Origin of the sequence: Aeromonas sp. S15(2024), assembly GCF_041402265.1 — a bacterium.
Taxonomy (GTDB): Bacteria; Pseudomonadota; Gammaproteobacteria; order Enterobacterales; family Aeromonadaceae; genus Aeromonas; species Aeromonas dhakensis.
On sequence record NZ_JBGLQY010000007.1, the window covers coordinates 233,111 to 251,896 of the forward strand.

The window sequence follows — 18,786 nt, forward strand, 5'->3', positions numbered from 1 at the left end:
AATGTCGCTGGAACATTACTTCAGGGATGAACTGGCATTTTTGCGCCTGCAAGGGCGTGAATTTGCCGACGCCTATCCCGAACTCACCCGCTTTCTGTCGGAGCAGAACACCGATCCGGACGTGGAGCGCCTGCTGGAGGGATTCGCCTTCCTCACGGGCAACCTGCGCGCCAAGATTGAGGATGAGTTTCCCGAGCTGACCCACGGTCTGCTCAACATGCTCTGGCCCAACTACCTGCGTCCCGTGCCCAGCATGACCATCATGCAGTTTTCGGTCATTCCTGGGGCCATCGCCCAGCCGGCGCTGGTCAGGCAAGGCTGCCAGCTCGACAGCCTGCCCATGGACGAGGTGACCTGCCATTTCCAGACCTGTCACGATACCTGGGTCTATCCGGCCGATATCCGTCATATTGCCGCCCAGAGTGGCAACGATCTCTCCACCATCTCGCTCGATATCGCCCTGCATGCCCCTCTGCCGCTCAGCGAGCTGCAGCTGGACAAGCTGCGCTTCTTCCTCGGTGGCGACAGCTACACCGCCTATGAGCTCTACTTCTGGCTCTCCAACCAGCTATCCCATATCGAGCTTGAGATCGACGGCAAGCGCTTTCGTCAGGAGGCTAAGGCCCTCAAACCGGTCGGCTTCGAGCGCGGTGATGCGCTCTTGCCCTATCCGAACAACGTCTATTCCGGCTACCGGATCCTGCAGGAGTATTTCTGCTTCCCGGAAAGCTTCCTCTTCTTCGAACTCGCCGGTGGCGACTGGCCCAAACAGCCGCTGCCGGTGAGCGAATTCAAGGTGCACTTCTGCTTCGACCGGCCGCTGCCGGCAGAGCTCAAGATCCGTCCCGACTCCTTCATGCTCAACTGCGTGCCGGCCATCAACCTGTTCCAGCACGACAGCGAGCCGGTCAATCTGAATGGCCGCCAGGCGGAGTACCCCCTCAAGGCGAGCTATCGCCACGCCGACAGCTTCGAGATCTTCTCGGTGGATCAGGTGGAAGGCTGGGTCGAGGGGAACCTCGGCCGCTCCCGCGGCACGCCGCGCATCTATCAGCCGTTCGAGAGCTTCCAGCACCAGATTGAGCGGGCCAAGCAGCGGCTGGCGCTCTACTACCGGGTACGGGTCAAAGAGGCGGTGAGCGGGGATGGTTTCGAGCACAACCTCTCGTTCGTGCGCGGGGATGAAACCACCACGGTCGAACTGGATGAATCCATCTCGGTGACGCTCACCTGCACCAACCGCTCCCGCGCCGCCCGCCTCAAGGTGGGCAGCGTCTGCGTACCGACCGGCAGTTCGCCCTCGTTTGCCACCTTCCGCAACCTGATCCGACCGACCCGGCCGTTGCGCCCGGCGCTGGACGGCAGTCTGCACTGGACGCTGATCTCCAACCTCTCCCTCAACTATGTCTCCTTGTTGCGCCGCGATGCCCTAGTGCAGGTGCTGCGCACCTACGATTTTCCGGCGCTGCACGACAAGCAGGCAGAGCAGGCCTCGCGCAAGCGGCTGGCGGGGATCGAGGAGATCGAGACCAAGCCGGTGGACCGGCTGGTGCGCGGCATGCCGGTGCGGGGGCTCAAGTCGGTGCTCTCCATCCGCCAGTCCGCCTTTGGCAGCGAAGGGGAGCTCTATCTGTTCAGCACCGTGCTGGCCCACTTCTTCTCGCTGTACGCCAGCGTCAACGCCTTCCACCTGCTTGAGGTGGTCAATCTCGACAACAAGGAGCGCTATCAGTGGCCAGTCCAGATCGGTCAGCACTCCCTGATGTGACGTCCGGCAAGGACGCACCCCGCTTCAACTTCTTCCAGCTGGTTGAGCTGCTCAACCGGCTGGATGGTGCTGATCAGGAGCGAGGGCTCGACTACCTGCCCGGTGACGAGAACATCCGCTTCAAGGCGACCGCCTCCCTGGGGTTCCCTACCAGCGACGTGTTGCAGATTGGCCGGGACGGGCAGGGCCGCCACGAGCTGGAGGTGGCCTTTCTCGGTCTGCACGGCAGCCAGTCACCGATGCCTGGCTATTACCTCGATTCGCTGGCATGGGAGTACGCCCAGGGGGAGCAGAAGCTCGGCCTGTTCCTGGATTTCTTCCATCACCGTCTGCTGACCCTGCTGCACCGGATCTGGCGCAAGTATCGCTACCACGTCCGGTTTCAGGACAACGGCGAGGATGGTTTCTCCCGCCTGATGTTCGCCCTGGTAGGGCTTGGCAACGAGGCGGTCTGCCAGAGCCTGCCGGTCAACCGGGCCAAGATGCTCTCCTATGCGGGCATGCTGGCGAGCCCCAGCCGCTCCCCCGAGGTGGTGGCAGGTCTGGTGGCTCACTGTTTCGATCTGGCGGACGTGGAGGTGAGCGCCTGGCAGTGCCGCAAGGTGCCTATTCATCAGGATCAGCAAAACCGCCTCGGCGGTGCCTGCGCCATCTTGGGGGATGACTTTGTCATCGGCGACAAGGTGAACGACTGTGCCGGCAAGTTCTTGTTGAAGATAAACAACCTGAGTTTTGGCCAGTTTCTCGGGTTTCTGCCGAACGGGGAGCACTTCCACGCCCTGGTGACCTTCGTCTCCTTCATCCTGCGCGATCAGCTGGCCTGGGATCTGCGGCTGGGTTTCGGCCAGGAGCAGGCGAGGGGACTGAGACTCGGTGAAGAGCAGAGTGCCCGTCTGGGGTGGAGTACCTTTCTCGGCCAGCCGCCGAGCGATCCGTTCGTGACCATTTGTGTGCAGGAATAAGCGCAGAAATAAGCTGCGCAGAACATTTAAGTACAGAGATCAGTGCAGGAGTAACCGTGGACGATTTTAACCAGCAACTTTCCCTGGTGGTGCTCAACAGCGAACAGCTCGACGGCAGCCAGCAGGTGCAGTACCGCTTCGACGAGATGGGGGGGACCCTGGGCGCCTCCGAGCAGGATGACTGGCAGCTGCGGGACAGGTTGGGGGCCGTGCTGCCCGCCCACGCCCGCATCGAGCTCAACGACGGGCGCTTCTGCCTGTGCGATCTGAGCGGCCAGACCTATATCAATGGCGCCACCTCACCCATCGGGCGGGCCCGCAAAGTGCATCTGGAGCAGGGGGACGAGCTCATCGTCGGCCCGTTCCGGCTGCGTGCCTACCTGGGGGCCATTACCCCAGAGCAGAGCCTGCAGCAGGTGCTGGGCAATCGTGCCACCGAGCAGCTCGACGAGTGGCTGACCGGTGATGAGCCAGCAGCCCGGGCCGATGATCCGCGCACCCTGGCGGCCGATCCCCTGCTGGCACTGCAACAGGAGCGCCGGACCCCCAATTCGTTGATGGATGGCTTGCCAACAGCTGGCGTGCCGACGGATGGCCCGCTGGCGGATAGTCGCCTGCAGGCTTCACCGCGTTCACAGCCGGATGTGGACGTTTCCCCCCTTGCCCCCTTTTCTGCTGTCGAGAACACCATGAACCAAGAATTTCTGGATATGCCCAGCATCGAGAACCACCCCGATTATCAGCTGTCGCTGGACGGCGTCGATCACGTGGCCCTGACCCCGCTGATGCGCGGCCTGGGTCAGCCCTTGCAACTGCAGGACACCCAGCAGGCCCACGACATGCTCGAAGAGATGGGCAAGACGGTGCGGGCCATGGTGGAGGGGTTGCTGCAGTTGCAAACCGAACAGGCGGCGCTGGCGGACAAGCACCTGCGCCCCATCGAGGACAATCCGCTGCGCCTGGGCCTTGACTATGACGAGACCCTGGCGGTGCTGTTTGCCGAGCAGAAGAGCCCGGTCCACCTGAGTGCGCCGGCGGCGGTGGCCGAGAGCCTGCACAATGTGCGCATCCACCACGTGGCAAACCAGCAGGCCATCGGTGCGGCGCTGGACAGCATTCTGCAAGCCTTCTCGCCCGAGGCGCTGATCGGCCGGTTCGAACAATACCGCCGCAGTGGCGCGTCGGGCATGGCCGATGAAGGCTGGGCCTGGAACATGTACCAGCACTACTACCGCGAGCTCACCTCCGCCCGCCAGCAGGGGTTCGACAAGCTGTTCCACCAGGTGTATGCCCAGGCCTATGACCAGGCCGTGCGTCAGCAACAGGGACTGATTTGATGATACGTGCGCTGATGCTGGGCGCCGCGCTGCTGGCCCTGGCTGGCTGTACCACCATGGGCAAGATGGCCGACGTCGCCATGAACCCGGATATCCAGGTGGGCAGCAATGACAGTCAACCCTCCACCCTGGGGCTGAGCCTGCTGGCGGAGCCTGACGTCAACCCCAACGAGAGCGGGGAGGCGGCGCCCATCGAGTTTCAGGTGGTGCTGTTGGCCGAGGATTCCAAGCTGCTCGCCACCGACTACGACCAGGTGACGGCAGATGTCGAGAAGGCCCTTGGCAAGAACTACCTCGACCATCAGGACTACACCCTGCTGCCGGGCCAGTTCAAATACCTGCCCCCCGTCAAGCTCGACGAGAAGACCCGTTACATCGGCGTGATCGCACGCTACGCCGACCCGGACAGCGCCGAGTGGCGCAAGGTCATCAAGATCAAGAGCAAGGGCGCGGCTTATCAAATCCTGGTGCACCTGCGCCTGGATGAAGTGGAACTGCAAAAAGAAGAAGAATAACCATGTCGAGTCGAAATCGGGTTATCTGGCGTGAGGGGCTCTTCATCAAGCCCCAGCACTTCCAGCAACAACAAAGGCATTCGGATTACGCGCTGCACGCTCGCCTGAGCGCGCTGTCCGACTATTTCTACGGCTTGCAGTCGCTCGCCATCAACGAGGATTACCTGGGCTTTGGTCGCATCGCCCTGGTCGGGGCCACCGGTATCCTGCCGGACGGGACCGTGTTCAACATCCCCAACGACGACATGCTGCCGACCCCGCTGGAGATCACCGACGCCTCGGTGGCCAACCAGAAGGTTTATCTGGCGCTGCCGCTCTCGGTAAGCGGCGTCAACGAGGTCGGGCAGGGCGGCCAGGTCGCTACCCGCCTGCAGGCCCATCGCCACGATGTGCGCGATCTGCACAGCGAAGGGGGAGACGTGGTCTCCCTCGAAGTGGGTCGGGTCAGCCTGCGGCTGATGCTGGAGCGCGAAGATCGCAGCGCCTACGCCTCCTTGGCCATTGCCCGCATTCTGGACAAGCGTCCGGACGGCGGTCTGGTGCTGGATCCCAACTTCATGCCCTGCAGCATCAGCGTCTCCGCCATCCCGACCCTCAAGCGCTTCCTCGGCGAGTCGGCCGGCCTCGTGGCCGAGCGGGCCCGCAGCCTCTCTCAGCGCATCGCGGCGCCCGGTCAGCAAGGGGTGGCCGACGTGGCCGAGTTCATGATGTTGCAGCTCCTGAACCGGGCCCAGCCCCAGCTCTCCCATCTGGCGCGCTTGGGCACCCTGCACCCGGAGCGGCTGCACGAGTCGCTGGTGCAGCTCTGTGGCGAGCTGATGACTTTCACCGATGAGTCCCGCCTGCCGCCGGAGTTCCCGGCCTATCGTCACGACGATCAGCAGGTGAGCTTCGAACCGGTGATGCTGGCCCTGCGCCAAGCGCTCAGTACCGTGCTGTCGCCGCGCGCCGTCTCCATCCAGCTGCGCAAGCACCAGTACGGCATCATGGTGGCCATGGTGAACGAGAGCGAGCTGATGAAAAGCGCCGACTTCGTGCTGGCGGTGCGCGCCCGCATGCCGCAGGAGCAGCTGCGCAAGCAGCTGCTGCAGCAGACCAAGGTGGCCTCCAGCGACAAGATCCGCGAGCTCATCAGCCTGCAACTGCCCGGCATCCCGCTGCTGCCACTGCCGGTGGCGCCGCGCCAGCTGCCCTATCACGCCGGTTACAGCTACTTCCAGCTCGACCGGCAGAGCCCGGCCTGGCAGATGCTGGCGGTCAGCAACACCCTTGCCTTCCACATCGCCGGCGACTTCCCCGAGCTCGACATGCAGCTCTGGGCCATTCGCAGCCAGTGATCGCACCAAGGAATAAGCAGAGATGACCACGGACATTATCAAGAACGAGCAACTCAGCGACCTGCTGTTCGATCACGCCGAGCAGCTGGACATGGATTCGGACTACTGGTTCCGCCTGCGCGGCCAGAGCATCAACCCGATGATCGACGCGGTGACCCCCTTGCTGGGGCTGGTGCAGCGGGTGCGCCTGCTGTCGCGCTATGACCAGGTGCCCGAGCTCTACCAGCGGGTGGTGACCGAGATCCAGGCCATCGAACAGGAGCTGATGGCCCAGGGGTACGAGAACGGGGTGGTGCTGTCGTTTCGCTACATCCTCTGCACCTTCATCGACGAGGCTGTGATGGGGCGCGACTGGGGCAGCCAGAGCGAATGGTCCCAGCACTCCCTGCTGGCCCGCTTCCACAACGAGACCTGGGGCGGCGAGAAGGTGTTCGTGCTGCTGGCCCGTCTGCAGGAAGACCCGGTGCGCTACCGCGACATCCTGGAGTTCATCTACCTGTGCCTCTGCCTCGGTTTCGAGGGGCGCTACAAGGTGATGAGCCAGGGGCGGGAAGAGTTCGAACGCATCGTGCGCCAGCTGCACAAGCAGTTGGCCCCCGAGGCCGGTGGCGAGGCGCCCAGCGTGTTTCACCTCGATCTGGGCCAGCAGGCCTCCCGCTATCAGCTGCGCAAGCAGGTTTCCCTGCGCAGCCTGTTCATGGGCGGGGCGTTGATCCTGGCGCTGATCTTCGGCCTCTATCACCACCAACTCAATAACCAGACCCAGGACGTTCTGCGTCAACTGGGCGAATTATTAAAATAAAATACTAAGGAGAGCACGCCTTGATTCGTATAGAGCTACCGGTACTGGTGGAAAGACTCAACCCCATCTGCCGTCACATGCTGGAGGAGGCCGCGGCCCTCTGTGTCAATCACCAGGGGGCCGAGATCCGCATCGAGCACCTGCTGCTCAAGATGCTGGAAACCCCGCTGAGCGACGTACGCCAGATCCTGAAGGTGGCCGAGGTCGACGTTGAAGAGCTGAAGGCCCTGCTGCAACCCTCGCCGGCTGACAATGGTTATGGCCAGGGTTACCCCTCCTTCTCGCCCATGCTGGTGGAGTGGCTGCAAGACAGCTGGCTGCTCGCCTCCGCCGAGCTGCAACACGCCCAGCTGCGCAGTGGTGTCATGCTGCTGGTGCTGTTGATGACCCCGCAGCGCTATCTGCCGGGCTCGGTGACCCGCCTGCTCGCCAAGGTCAATCGCGAGCTGCTGCGCCAGCAGTTTGACGAGTGGGTCAAGGAGTCCGCCGAGACGCAAGTGACCACTACCCCCGGCGGCAAGACGGCCCAGGCCGCGCTGCCGGCCGATGCCAGCCTGCTGGCCCGCTTTACCGTCAATGTGACCGAACAGGCCCGCCAAGGCAGCCTGGATCCCGTGCTCTGCCGGGATCACGAAATCGACCTGATGATCGACATCCTCTCCCGTCGTCGCAAGAACAACCCCATCGTGGTGGGGGAGGCGGGGGTCGGCAAGAGCGCCCTCATCGAGGGGCTGGCCCTGCGCATGGTGGCGGGCCAGGTGCCGGAGAAGCTGCGCGGGGTCGAGCTGATGACGCTGGATCTCGGTGCCATGCAGGCCGGCGCCTCGGTCAAGGGGGAGTTCGAGAAACGCTTCAAGGGGGTGATGCAGGAGGTCAAGGACGCCGTGCAACCAGTCATCCTCTTCATCGACGAGGCGCACACCCTGATCGGGGCCGGCAACCAGGCTGGCGGGCTGGATGTCTCCAACCTCATCAAGCCGGCGCTGGCCCGGGGCGAGCTGCGCACCATCGCCGCCACCACCTGGGGCGAGTACAAGAAATACGTGGAAAAAGACGCGGCCCTGTCGCGCCGCTTCCAGCTGGTGAAAGTCGGTGAGCCCGATGCCGACGAGGCCACCGTGATCCTGCGCGGCCTGCGCAGCATCTACGAGAAGGCCCATGGGGTGCTGATCGACGAGGAGGCGCTGCAGGCCGCCGCCCAGCTCTCCGCCCGCTACATCTCCGGCCGTCAGCTGCCGGACAAGGCTATTGACGTGCTCGACACCGCCTGTGCCCGGGTGGCCATCAACCTCACCACGCCGCCGCGCGCGGTCAGCCACCTGCAAAACGCGCTGCGCCAGCGCGAGCTGGAGATCCGCCAGCTGGAGCGCCAGAGCCTGATCGGCCTCGGTGACAACGCAGAGCGCCTGGCCGAACTGCAGGCTGCCCAGCAGGCTTGCCGCGAAGAACTGGCCGAACAGGAGGCCCGCTGGCAGCAGCAGCAGGGGCTGGTGCACCAGATTGTCGAGCTGCGTGCCGCCCTGCTGGCCGATCAGCAGGATGAGATGCTGGCCAGAGAGGCGCTGGATCTCGCCGACGCGCCCCTCGATCCGCAAGCCGCTGCCGAGCAGCTGGCCACCCTCGAGCGCGAGCTGGCCGAGTTGCAGCAAGGAGAAGTGCTGGTCTCCGCCCACGTCGACAAGACCCAGATTGCCGCCGTCATCGCCGAGTGGACCGGGGTGCCCCTCAATCGCATCTCGCAAGGGGAACTCGATGTGGTTACCCGATTGCCGGAGTACCTCGGCGAGCTCATCAAGGGGCAGGATGTGGCGGTGGCCCACCTGCACAAGCATCTGCTCACCGCCCGCGCCGATCTGCGCCGTCCCGGCCGCCCGCTCGGTGCCTTCCTGCTGGTGGGGCCGAGCGGAGTTGGCAAGACCGAAACCGTGCTGCAGATTGCCGAGCTGATGTTCGGTGGTCGCCAGTATCTGACCACCATCAACATGTCCGAGTATCAGGAGAAGCACACCGTCTCCCGTCTCATCGGTTCGCCGCCCGGCTATGTCGGCTTTGGCGAGGGGGGCGTGCTGACCGAGGCCATTCGGCAGAAGCCCTATTCCGTGGTGCTGCTGGACGAGGTGGAGAAGGCTCACCCGGACGTGCTCAACCTCTTCTATCAGGCGTTTGACAAGGGCGAGCTGGCGGATGGGGAAGGGCGCATCATCGACTGCAAGAACGTGGTCTTCTTCCTCACCTCCAACCTCGCTTTCCAGACCATAGTCGATCACGCCGAGCAGCCTGACGTGCTGCTGGATGCCCTCTATCCGGAGCTCGCCGCCTTCTTCAAGCCGGCGCTGCTGGCACGGATGGAGGTGATCCCCTACCTGCCGCTCGGTCACGATACCCTGGTGCAGATCGTCGGCGGCAAGCTCAACCGGCTGGTCAAGCTGCTCAAGGAGCGTTTCGGTGCCGAGGTGGTGCTGGACGACGAGGTGGCCGAGGAGATCCTGCTGCGGGCCAATCGCAGCGAGAATGGCGCCCGCATGCTGGAATCCGTCATCGATGGGGCCCTGCTGCCGCCGGTCTCCCTGCAACTGCTGCAGCGCCTCTCGGCCGGTGAACCGATCAAGCGCGTCCACTTTTCCGTGGCCGATCACCAGTTCGTGGCCGAGGTGGGGGCTTGAGTATGGAGCAAGCCCTCGCATTTGCCCTGGCCCTCACCGCCCAGCGCGATGAGCCGCATCTGTGCCACTGGTGGAGCTCGACCCTCCATGCCAGCTTCCAGCCCAAGGGGCTGCTGCTCGGCATGCTGGATGTGAGCGGTCGTCAGCTCGAATGCAAAGGCTGGGTCAGGGGGAAGGAAGTGACGCTGGGGCTGGCGGTGGACGATTTTTCCCATCCCCTTGCCTATGTGCTGCACAAGGCCCAGTCCCGCACCTGGGACTCTCTCTACGGCGGTGCCCGCATCGAGCACGCCGGTTTTCGCGCACTGCTGGCCAACCTTGGCCAGCAGTGCGGGTTGCACGCCTATCCGCTGCTGGATGGCAACGGCAAGCCGTTTGCCGTGCTGGCCCTGATGGATGAGGGGGAGGTGCTGCGGGCCTGGGCCGACGGCCACGAGCTGGCCCAGCTCTCCCAGGTCTTTTGCAACCAGCTCACCCTCATTCGCGATCTCGGTCGCAGTCGGCGGGATCAGGGGGTACTGCGTGACTCCCTGCGTCAGATGAAGGGAGAGGGGGAGCGACTGCGTCAGCACGAGAAGCTGCTCGGCGATCAGCTGGTCGGCCAGTCGGCGGTGATCCGCGGGCTGCGCGAGCAGATCAATCAGGCTGGCCAGCACAAACTGACCGTGCTGATCCAGGGGGAGACCGGCAGCGGCAAGGAGGTGGTGGCACGGCTGGTGCACCAGTGCTCCGATCGCGCCAACAAGCCTTTTGTCGCCATCAACTGCGCCGCCATCCCGGAGAACCTCATCGAGAGCGAGCTGTTCGGTTACCAGAAGGGGGCCTTCTCCGGCGCCCTTGCCAACAAGACCGGGCTGGTGGCCCAGGCCAACGGCGGCACCCTGTTTCTGGACGAGGTGGGTGACATGCCCGCCGCCATGCAGGCCAAGCTGCTGCGGGTGCTGGAAACCCGCAGTTACCGGCCGCTCGGGGCCGAGCAGGAGTATCACTCCGATTTTCGCCTCATCGCCGCGACCCATCAGCCGCTCACCCGCCATGTGGAGGAGGGGCGGTTTCGGGCCGACCTCTACCACCGCCTCTGCCAGTGCCTGCTGCTGATCGCCCCCCTGCGCGAGCATATCGAGGATGTGCCGCTCTTGTGCCAGCACTTCATGGCCCAGTTTGCCGCCCAGGATGGCAAGATGCTCGCCGGCTTGCAGCGCAAGTTCTTGAAACATCTGCAGACCTATGACTTCCCCGGCAACGTGCGCGAGCTGCGCAACCTGCTGGAGGTGGCCTGTGCCCATACCCGCGCCGGGGAGGAGGTGGGGTTGGAGGCGCTGCCGCCCGAGCTGCGCGAACGGGTCTGCGTCGAGTTGCCCGGCTACATGGACGATTACAACCACATCCGCGATCTGCGCCGGGCCATGCAGCAGTACGAGGCCTCCGTCATCGAGGCGCGGCTGCGCCACTTCCACGGCAACCGGATGTTGGTGGCCGAGAGTCTCAACATTCCCAAGCGCACCCTGGATCACAAGTGCCAGAAACTGGAGGTTAACTGATGAGCGTCATCGCCCTATTGCCTCTGCTGTTGGCCACCAGTGCGGCCGAAATCCCGCTGGACATGGCGCGCTGGCAGGCCTGCCGGCAGGAGCCCTCGCCGCTGGTGCGACTCGCTTGCTACGACGCCATCGGCAATGGCGCGGCCAGTGCCACCGAAGGGGATTCCCCCAAATCGGCGGCCTGGCAGGCCATCTGGGCCCAGGAGCAGGCTCGCACGCCAGCGAGCGCCCCCTTCCTCCTGCAAAGCGATGAGGCGCGCGGCAGTGAAACACTGACCCGTCCGGCGCTGCGTGGCGCGACGCTCTCCATCGGCTGCGTCGACAGCATCACCCATATCCGGCTGCGGCTGGATCAGCCCTGGAGCGGCGAGAAGGTGCAGGTCGAGCTGGATGGTCAGCCGAGTGCCGGCTCCCAGAGCTGGTTTATTCGGGATCAGGGTCTGTTGCTGGAATATGGCCGCGGTCTGCCCGCCATCGAAGAGCTCAAGCGCTGGCTGGGCCATCGCGAGCTGCAGGTGCGGGCCGACAACGGTGCCCTCTTGCGGGTTGACTTGAGCGGCCTGAAAGAGGCGCTGGCACCGCTGCGTCAGCAGTGCCGCTGGTAGGAGGGGCGATGAGCTATCAACACCCCTGGTGTGCACGCCTGCTCACCAGCCTGCCGGATGAACAGATCAGAGGCGCAGTGCTGGCCGATGAGCCGCGCTGGGACTATGTGGAGACCGAGCTGGTCAAGCTGGGCTCCCTCGCTCACAGCCAGGTCGATCTCAATGCGGTGGCCGAGGCCTGCCTCGGCTTGCTGGAGAGCCGCACCAAGGACATGCGGGTGCTGGCCCAGCTGCTGCGCTGCCTGCAGCACCCGGCCAAGGCAACCCCGCTGGGGGCGGCGATCAGCCTGCTGGAGGCCTGGATCCAGGCCTACTGGCTGTTGGCCTGGCCCGGCAATGCCAGCCAGAAACAGCGGCTGATGGTGCAAATCGTCAAGCGCTTCGAAGGGGCACTGCCGCGCATTTGCGAGAGCGCCTCGGCAGCCGAGCTGGCCCAGTTGTTGGCCCAGGCCGAGCAGCTGGAGCAGGTCTGGCTGGCGCAGTGTCCCGACAAGGGAGAGCTGCTCGACCCGTTGGTGATGGGGTTGAAACGGGCCCAGCGCCAGCAGGTGGCACAGGCGCAGGCTGATGCTGCTGGGCAGCCCCAGAGCAGCGGCGCGGCGGCAGCGAGCAACCCGGCATCGGCTGGGCCGAGTGCCAGCGGCGCCGGTGCCATGGTGCTCAGTGGCGGTGGCGGCAGTGCCGGCATCGATGTCGACAGCTCCAACGATCGCGCCTGGCGCCAGACTCAGCTCAAGGTGGCGGAGCTCCTGATCGAGCGCCAGCCGGAGGCGGCTGTGGGCTATCGGCTGCGCCGTCATGCCGTCTGGGCCGGGATCACGGCGGTTCCCATGAGCGGGGCGGGCAATAAAACCCCGCTGGCGCCCATGTCGGCGGACATGGTGGACGAGTACCGCGCCGCCATGAACGCCCCTGATCAGGGGCTCTGGCAGCGCATCGAGCAGAGCCTGACCCTGGCGCCTTACTGGTTCGAGGGGCATAGGCTTTCGGCCGAGGTGGCCCAGAAACTCGGTTTCGGAGCGGTGGCCCAGGCGATCGCCGAGGAGCTCGGCGCTTTTCTGCAGCGCCTGCCGGCCCTGCGGGAGCTCGCCTTCAGCGACGGCTCGCCGTTTCTCTCCCCCGAGTGCAGCCGCTGGCTGCAACCGGCCAAGGGCGGCAGTGCCGGCAGTGGCGAGGCGGGGCTGGCCGAGGAGGTGGCCCAGCGACATGGCGAGCAGGGGGTCGCGGCGGCGCTCGCCCTGCTCGATGAGCGGATTGCGCAGTTGAAAGAGCCAAGAGATCGCTTCCACGCCTTGCTTGTGCAGGCGGAGCTGTTGGCGCAGGAAGGCATGGAGGCGCTTGCGCGCCAGCACTATCAACACTTGTGGCAAGAGGCCAGTCGCCTCGGGTTGTCGCACTGGGAGCCCGGGCTGGTCAACCGCCTGGAGAGCCTGGCGGCGCCGTTGTCGAAATGAATGCCGAAATGAGTCATTGAGTCGGAGTTGGATCACATTTTATGTTCAAAACCATTTTTACTTTTCTGCGGCAACAGCTGCCGAAATTGAAACCCTCCTGGCCCCTGCTCGGTGCTGTGCTCTGGGTGCTGGCTCTCATCCTGGTGTGGTGGCTGGGGCCTCGTCTCGAGCTGCGCGGCGCCAAGCCGTTCGAGCCGCTGTGGGGGCGGGTGGTGTTCACCCTGCTCTGGCTCTGGCTGCTGCTGGGGGTAGTCTCCTGGCGGGTGTGGCGCAAGATGCAGCAGCTCAAGGCCGAGCGTCAGCACGAACAGGTGCTGGAGCAGGATCCGGTCAAGGGGCTCATCGACAGGCAGGCGCTGTTCCTCGATCGCTGGCTGCAGGCGTTGAATACCCATCTGGGTAAGGGGGCGCTCTACGCCATGCCCTGGTATCTGGTGCTGGGGCTGCCCGGCAGCGGCAAGAGCAGCCTCATTCACCGCGCCAACCCGGCCAACAAGCTCAACCCGAGACTCGACACCGAACTGCGCGACGTGGCACAGGATCAGCTGGTGGATTGCTGGCTGGGGGAACAGGCGGTGATGCTGGATCCCGCCGGGGTACTGCTCTCCCAGAGCGAAGCCGAACTGGATCCGCAGGCGCGCAAACATGAGCGGCTCTGGCTGCACCTGCTTGGCTGGCTCAATGAACACCGTCGTCGCCAGCCCCTCAACGGCCTGGTGCTGACCGTTGATCTGGCCTGGCTCTCCCACGCCAGCGTGGCCGAACGCAAGGCCTATGCCCAGCTGATGCGCTCGCGCCTGCAGGAGGTGTCGGCCACCATGAATACCCGGTTGCCGCTCTATGTCACCTTCACCAAGCTCGATCTGCTGCGCGGCTTTGACGTGATCTACCAGCAGCTCGACAAGGAGGCCCGCGAGGCCGTGCTGGGGGTGACCTTCAAGCCGGGCGCAGACTGGCAGCAGGATCTGGCCCTGTTCTGGGATCAGTGGGTGGACAACCTCAACCAGAATCTGCCCGAACTGATGCTGAGCCGGCTCGATGCCGCCCAGCGCAATGCGCTGTTCTCGTTCGTGCGTCAGCTGGCGGGTCTCAAGGATTACGTGACCAGCCTGCTGGCCGAGACTCTGGCCATCGAGGAGAGCAAGCCGCTGCTGGTGCGCGGGGTCTATGTCAGCTCCGTCTATCAGCAGGGGGTGCCGTTCGATGCGTTTGCCCAGGCGGCCTCTCGCCGCTACAACCTGCCAGAGCCCATCCACTCGGCCCTGCGCGGGGAGTCCAACACCTATTTCGTGCGCCAGCTGTTCTCCTCCATCATCTTCCCGGAGGCCCATCTGGCGGGCGAAAACCGGCTGCACACCCTCTATCGCCGGCGCCGCATGGCCATCGGCCTCAGCTGCCTGTCGCTCTTCTCGGCCGCTCTCATCGGTGGCTGGCACTACTTCTACCGGGTCAACGAGGAGGCGGGTCGCAACGTATTGACCAAGGCGCAGGCCTTCATGGAGACCAACGAGGTGGCCGACGCCCACGCCTTCGGCGTGAGCCAGCTGCCGCGCCTCAACCTTATTCGCGAGGCGACCCTCTCCTTTGGCAACTACCGCGAGCGGATGCCGCTGGTGGCCGACCTCGGCCTCTACCAGGGGGACGAAATTGGTCCTTATGTGGAGGGTTCCTACCTGCAACTGCTGAGCCTGCGCTTCCTGCCGGCCCAGATGCAGGGATTGCTGGAGGATCTCAACCAGGCACCTGCGGGGAGCGAGGAGAAGCTTGCCATCCTGCGGGTGATGCGGATGCTGGACGATGCGTCCGGTCGCAACAAGGAGCTGGTGGCGCAGTACATGGCGAGCCGTTGGCAGAAGGCCTTCCCGGGGCAGGGGGCGGTACAGGAGCAACTGATGGGGCACCTGGACTATGCCCTCGATCACACCAACTGGTATGGCGCCAGGGCAGAGCGGGATCAGGCCGCCATCACCGCCTTCGTGCCCTTCAAGGAGCCGGTCTACGGTGCCCAGCGCGAGCTCGGCAAGCTGCCCATGTATCAGCGGGTCTACCAGAACCTGGTGGTGAAGGCGGGCGATGTATTGCCGCCGGATCTCAATGTGCGTGACGAGGTGGGCCCCACCTTCGACACCGTGTTTGCCCTGCGCAGCGACAACGCCGGCCAGGTGCCGCGGCTGCTCACCTGGCCCGGTTTCAACGACTTCTTCCTCAAGCAAGACAAGGCGCTCATCGATCTCACCGCCATGGATGCCTGGGTGCTGGGCCAGCGCAAGCTGAGCCAGCTGAGCGAGGCGGATCGCAAGGAGATCACCCGTCAGGTCAACGACCGTTACGTCACCGATTACGTCAACCAGTGGCAAAAACTGCTGACCAATCTGGACGTGCAGACCCTGGAGAGCCCGGAGCAGGCGCTGGACGTGCTCGCAGCCATTACCGGCAACGATCAGCCATTCCAGCGGGTACTGGCCTCGCTGGATGACAACACCCGCATTCGCAAGATCTCCGACGTGGAAGGGGACCCGGCCCAGGCCATCAGCGCCCGTATCGGTCGCCCCTTTATGGCCACTAATGGAGTATTGGCTGGACGTGGCGAGCAGGGACCGCTCATTCAGGAGGTTAACCAGAAGCTGGTGGAGCTGCAGCACTACCTGGAGCTCATCGTCAATGCCACCGAGCCGGGCCAGTCCGCCTTGAAAGCGGTGCAGCTGCGCATGACCAACAAGTACGCCGATCCGGTGTTCGCGCTGCAGCAATATGCCCGCAGCCTGCCGGCCCCGCTCGATCGCTGGGTGGGTCAGCTCTCCGAGCAGAGCTCGCGGCTGGTGATCGACCTTGCCATGTCCTCCCTCAATCAGGAGTGGCAGGACAAGGTGCTGGCCCCCTTCAACAGCCAGCTGGCCGGCCGTTATCCGTTTGATCCGAGCTCGAACAAGGACGTGCCCCTCTCCGAGATGGAGCGCTTCTTCGCGCCGGGCGGGACGCTGGACAGCTTCTATCAGGTCAACCTCAAACCCATGGTGGAGAGCGGCCTGATGGAAGGGGAGTTCAGCTCGCCCATCCAGGCCGAGCTGGTCAAGCAGCTGGACCGTGCTGCCCGCATCCGTCAGATCTTCTTCAGCCAGCAGGGCAACCTGGAGGTACAGTTCGCCCTCGAGCCCATCGAGCTCACCGCCAACAAGCGGCGTAGCGTGCTGAACCTGGATGGCCAGCTGCTGGAATACGCCCATGGCCGCCGTACCAAGATCCCGCTGGTGTGGCCCAACACCATGCGTGACGGGGCCGAGAGCAAGATAACCCTGGTGCCGGCTGCCCGCGAGCGCTCACCGCGCAGTGAAGGCTTCGTCGGCCCCTGGGCCATGTTCCGCCTGATGGACAAGGGGGAGCTGACCCAGGTCAATGACGCCACCTTCGATGTGCGCTTCCCGGTGGATCAGGGGGCCATGACCTATCGCGTCTACACCGACAGCGCGCAAAACCCCTTCAGCGGCGGCCTGTTCAGCCAGTTCAGACTGCCCGAATCTCTCTATTGATCGCGTCGGGGGCACGTTGTGCCCCCTTCCTGCGTTGGAAGTTTATATGTCACAGAATCAACAAGGTCAGCAGGCCCTGAAAGTGGGGCGCGACCCCAGGATGTTGCCGGAGTACGAGGCGCTGCGGGCCGAGATCAACAAGCTCAGCCACGCTTCGCGCCCCGAGGTGGATTGGCAGCGGATCCATCAGCTGGCCAGCCTTATCTTCGAAAAACACGGGGTGGATCTGCAGACCGCCATCTACTTCACCCTGGCCCGTTCGCGCCTGCAGGGGCTGAGCGGTTTTACCGAAGGGTGCGAGTTTCTCGCCAACCTCATTGTCACCCAGTGGGAGAGTTTTTGGCCGCCGGTCCATCAGGAGCGGGCCCGCATCGAGATGCTCGACTGGTTTATCGCCCGCATCAGCGACGTCATCCGCCAGTACCAGATCAGCCACGAGGACAAGCGGCTGATCTATCGCTGCGAGCGGGCGCTGCAGCTCATCAGCGAGAAGCTGCACAACGCGGATCTGAGCCGCATTCCCCGGGTCGAGAATCTGGTGCACTTCATCGAGGGGTATACCCACCTGTTCGATGAGACCGAGATCGTCATCGTCTCCGACGAGCCGGGCCTCAAGGAGGATCTGCAGATCCCGCCGATGGTGTTCTTCAAGTCCGACATGGAAAGTGATCACGGCGGCACGGTTTCGGCATCGACCCCGCACCTGCCCCAGGGCAGCATTCTGGTGGGGCGCGAGAAGGGGCAGGTCAAGCCCACCGTGCTGAAGATTGAGCAGCACCGCCGGCAGCGCCCCGCCTGGTTCTGGTTTGGCTGCGGCCTGCTCAGCTGCGCCCTGCCGGTGATGGGGTGGCTCGGCTGGCAGCAACATCAGCAGGAGAAAACCGTGGCGGCCCAGCGCCTGGTACAGCCGGCCGCCGAGCTGCCCCGAGCCCTTAGCTATGACGACATTCGCCAGGCACGCATCGTGCTGGGGGAGCAGACTCTGCAGAACATGGAGAGCGATCTGGTGGCCCGCTACCAGAACCAGTTGACCCGGCTCGAGCAGACGTCGCCGCTCTACTGGTATCGCTACGGCGAGGGACTGCGGAACTCGCTCTTGATGCTCTATCCCGACTCGCTGGCGGTCAAGGCGCTGGACAAGCAGTGGCAGACGCAGCTTGGCAGCCAGCAGGGGGATGTCATCAGCGTGCCCACCTATCTGGATGCCCGCGCCGGGGTGGATGCCCTGCTCGATCAGCTGCTGGAGCTGGAGCGCCAGCGCAAGACGGTGACCATCTCCTACCTCAAATCCCAGCTCTACGAAGTGCAGAAGAACCTGATGCAAAACATCCCGTTCAGTCTGCGCCTGGATGAACTGGAGGCGAGAAAAGCCTCCCAGGAGCCCATCACGGCAGCCGAGCTCAAGAGCCTGGAAAATGATCTGAAAGCGCTCAACATCCGCCTCTATCAGCTGCAGCAGGGCGCTTCTGGTAGCTGAAAATACTGGTATGAGCAAATAATTTCGCAAAATGTGGTGAATTTGACTGGCAAGGCAAGGTTTGCCGGAAAACTTGCCCTGTCTTGCGCAATGGATTGCAGCAGATTTGTCAGACTCAACAAGATTGAATCGTAATTGGCTGATTTTTAATGTGATTGTGGGCGACTTTGCCATGGCATGGAGGCTGCTGGGTCGCCGTCTCAACTGTCTCTGCACCAGGCTGCGCTTGCACCATGGTTGCCCCACGGAGAATCCAGATGTGTCCTTCTATTGCATTGCTCGGTGACATCGGCACCGACCACGATGGTTTCCACCCATCCCCCGTGATTGCCGCCAGCCCCGATGTGTTCCTCGATGGCAAGCCGGTGGCCCGCCAGGGTGATCCGCTGGCCCCCCACGACAAACCCAACAACCCACCCCATCCGCGCAGCATCTCGGGCGGGGTCGGCTCTGTGCTGGTCAACGGCAAGCCCATCGCCGTGACAGGCACCGCCGTCGGCTGCGGCGGCGTGGTGATTGGTTCGGGCAGCGGACAGGCAGGTTAAGGAGCGCTTTATGGCAGACAGCACAGGATTACAATTTACCGTCAAGGTGGGGGCCCTGCCCGAGAGCACCTTCGTGGTGGCCGAGTTTGCGCTGGATGAAGCGCTCAACCGGCCGTTCAACCTGCGCCTGGAGCTGGCAAGCGCCCAGCCCGACATCGACTTTGGCGCCGTGCTGGACCAGCCGTGCGAGCTGTTGGTGTGGTACAACGGCGAGCTGCAGCGCCGGGTCTGCGGGGTGGTGAGCGACTTTGCG

14 protein-coding genes are annotated in these 18,786 nt (G+C 64.1%); all 14 read left to right on the top strand.

The genetic code is table 11. The features are described from left to right. The first annotated feature begins 1 nt into the window (after position 1). Entirely contained in the window at positions 2 to 1,768 is a 1,767-nt protein-coding gene (tssF, locus tag ACB033_RS15850) for a type VI secretion system baseplate subunit TssF (protein ID WP_371140609.1), read from the top strand. Then, a complete protein-coding gene (gene tssG, locus ACB033_RS15855; RefSeq protein ID WP_371140610.1) occupies positions 1,732 to 2,730 on the top strand; it encodes a type VI secretion system baseplate subunit TssG in 999 nt (332 codons plus the stop codon). Before tssF ends, tssG begins: the two co-directional genes overlap by 37 nt. 56 nt (positions 2,731 to 2,786) lie before the next feature. Further along, positions 2,787 to 4,067: a type VI secretion system-associated FHA domain protein TagH gene (tagH, locus tag ACB033_RS15860; protein ID WP_362815868.1), complete on the top strand. Its 1,281-nt coding sequence runs from the start codon at positions 2,787 to 2,789 to the stop codon at positions 4,065 to 4,067. After that, complete coding sequence (gene tssJ, locus ACB033_RS15865; protein ID WP_005299990.1) at positions 4,067 to 4,582, top strand: type VI secretion system lipoprotein TssJ; 516 nt, start codon at positions 4,067 to 4,069, stop codon at positions 4,580 to 4,582. The genes tagH and tssJ overlap by 1 nt, the downstream gene beginning before the upstream one ends. A gap of 2 nt (positions 4,583 to 4,584) precedes the next feature. Then, positions 4,585 to 5,919: a type VI secretion system baseplate subunit TssK gene (gene tssK, locus ACB033_RS15870; RefSeq protein WP_017764290.1), complete on the top strand. Its 1,335-nt coding sequence runs from the start codon at positions 4,585 to 4,587 to the stop codon at positions 5,917 to 5,919. A gap of 22 nt (positions 5,920 to 5,941) precedes the next feature. Beyond that, positions 5,942 to 6,721, top strand: a complete 780-nt coding sequence (gene icmH / locus ACB033_RS15875) for a type IVB secretion system protein IcmH/DotU (RefSeq protein WP_017764291.1) — start codon at positions 5,942 to 5,944, stop codon at positions 6,719 to 6,721. A 20-nt stretch (positions 6,722 to 6,741) separates the two neighbouring features. Further along, positions 6,742 to 9,384, top strand: a complete 2,643-nt coding sequence (gene tssH / locus ACB033_RS15880; protein WP_139433038.1) for a type VI secretion system ATPase TssH — start codon at positions 6,742 to 6,744, stop codon at positions 9,382 to 9,384. 2 nt (positions 9,385 to 9,386) lie between these two features. Further along, the gene (vasH, locus tag ACB033_RS15885) at positions 9,387 to 10,925 is read left to right on the top strand and encodes a sigma-54-dependent transcriptional regulator VasH (RefSeq protein ID WP_371140611.1); all 1,539 of its coding nucleotides are present in this window, start codon (positions 9,387 to 9,389) and stop codon (positions 10,923 to 10,925) included. Next, complete coding sequence (gene vasI / locus ACB033_RS15890; RefSeq protein ID WP_054545059.1) at positions 10,925 to 11,530, top strand: type VI secretion system-associated protein VasI; 606 nt, start codon at positions 10,925 to 10,927, stop codon at positions 11,528 to 11,530. The genes vasH and vasI overlap by 1 nt, the downstream gene beginning before the upstream one ends. A gap of 8 nt (positions 11,531 to 11,538) precedes the next feature. Next, on the top strand, positions 11,539 to 12,984 hold the full coding sequence (gene tssA / locus ACB033_RS15895; RefSeq protein ID WP_252604545.1) for a type VI secretion system protein TssA: 1,446 nt from the start codon (positions 11,539 to 11,541) through the stop codon (positions 12,982 to 12,984). A 41-nt stretch (positions 12,985 to 13,025) separates the two neighbouring features. Continuing rightward, positions 13,026 to 16,511, top strand: a complete 3,486-nt coding sequence (tssM, locus tag ACB033_RS15900; protein WP_371140612.1) for a type VI secretion system membrane subunit TssM — start codon at positions 13,026 to 13,028, stop codon at positions 16,509 to 16,511. Between the two features lie 46 nt (positions 16,512 to 16,557). After that, positions 16,558 to 17,988: a VasL domain-containing protein gene (locus ACB033_RS15905; RefSeq protein WP_139433028.1), complete on the top strand. Its 1,431-nt coding sequence runs from the start codon at positions 16,558 to 16,560 to the stop codon at positions 17,986 to 17,988. Positions 17,989 to 18,245: 257 nt separating this feature from the next. After that, the gene (locus ACB033_RS15910; RefSeq protein ID WP_017411057.1) at positions 18,246 to 18,533 is read left to right on the top strand and encodes a type VI secretion system PAAR protein; all 288 of its coding nucleotides are present in this window, start codon (positions 18,246 to 18,248) and stop codon (positions 18,531 to 18,533) included. Positions 18,534 to 18,543: 10 nt separating this feature from the next. Continuing rightward, positions 18,544 to 18,786 (top strand): contractile injection system protein, VgrG/Pvc8 family (locus ACB033_RS15915; protein WP_371140613.1); only part of this gene is annotated, 243 nt, incomplete at its 3' end.

Excerpts from the sequence above, each read along its gene's own strand:
- tssF (WP_371140609.1), top strand. The coding sequence starts at position 2 with ATGTCGCTGGAACATTACTTCAGGGATGAACTGGCATTTTTGCGCCTG.
- tssJ (WP_005299990.1), top strand. The coding sequence starts at position 4,067 with ATGATACGTGCGCTGATGCTGGGCGCCGCGCTGCTGGCCCTGGCTGGC.
- tssK (WP_017764290.1), top strand. The coding sequence starts at position 4,585 with ATGTCGAGTCGAAATCGGGTTATCTGGCGTGAGGGGCTCTTCATCAAG.
- icmH (WP_017764291.1), top strand. The coding sequence starts at position 5,942 with ATGACCACGGACATTATCAAGAACGAGCAACTCAGCGACCTGCTGTTC.
- vasH (WP_371140611.1), top strand. The coding sequence starts at position 9,387 with ATGGAGCAAGCCCTCGCATTTGCCCTGGCCCTCACCGCCCAGCGCGAT.
- vasI (WP_054545059.1), top strand. The coding sequence starts at position 10,925 with ATGAGCGTCATCGCCCTATTGCCTCTGCTGTTGGCCACCAGTGCGGCC.
- tssA (WP_252604545.1), top strand. The coding sequence starts at position 11,539 with ATGAGCTATCAACACCCCTGGTGTGCACGCCTGCTCACCAGCCTGCCG.
- tssM (WP_371140612.1), top strand. The coding sequence starts at position 13,026 with ATGTTCAAAACCATTTTTACTTTTCTGCGGCAACAGCTGCCGAAATTG.
- ACB033_RS15905 (WP_139433028.1), top strand. The coding sequence starts at position 16,558 with ATGTCACAGAATCAACAAGGTCAGCAGGCCCTGAAAGTGGGGCGCGAC.
- ACB033_RS15910 (WP_017411057.1), top strand. The coding sequence starts at position 18,246 with ATGTGTCCTTCTATTGCATTGCTCGGTGACATCGGCACCGACCACGAT.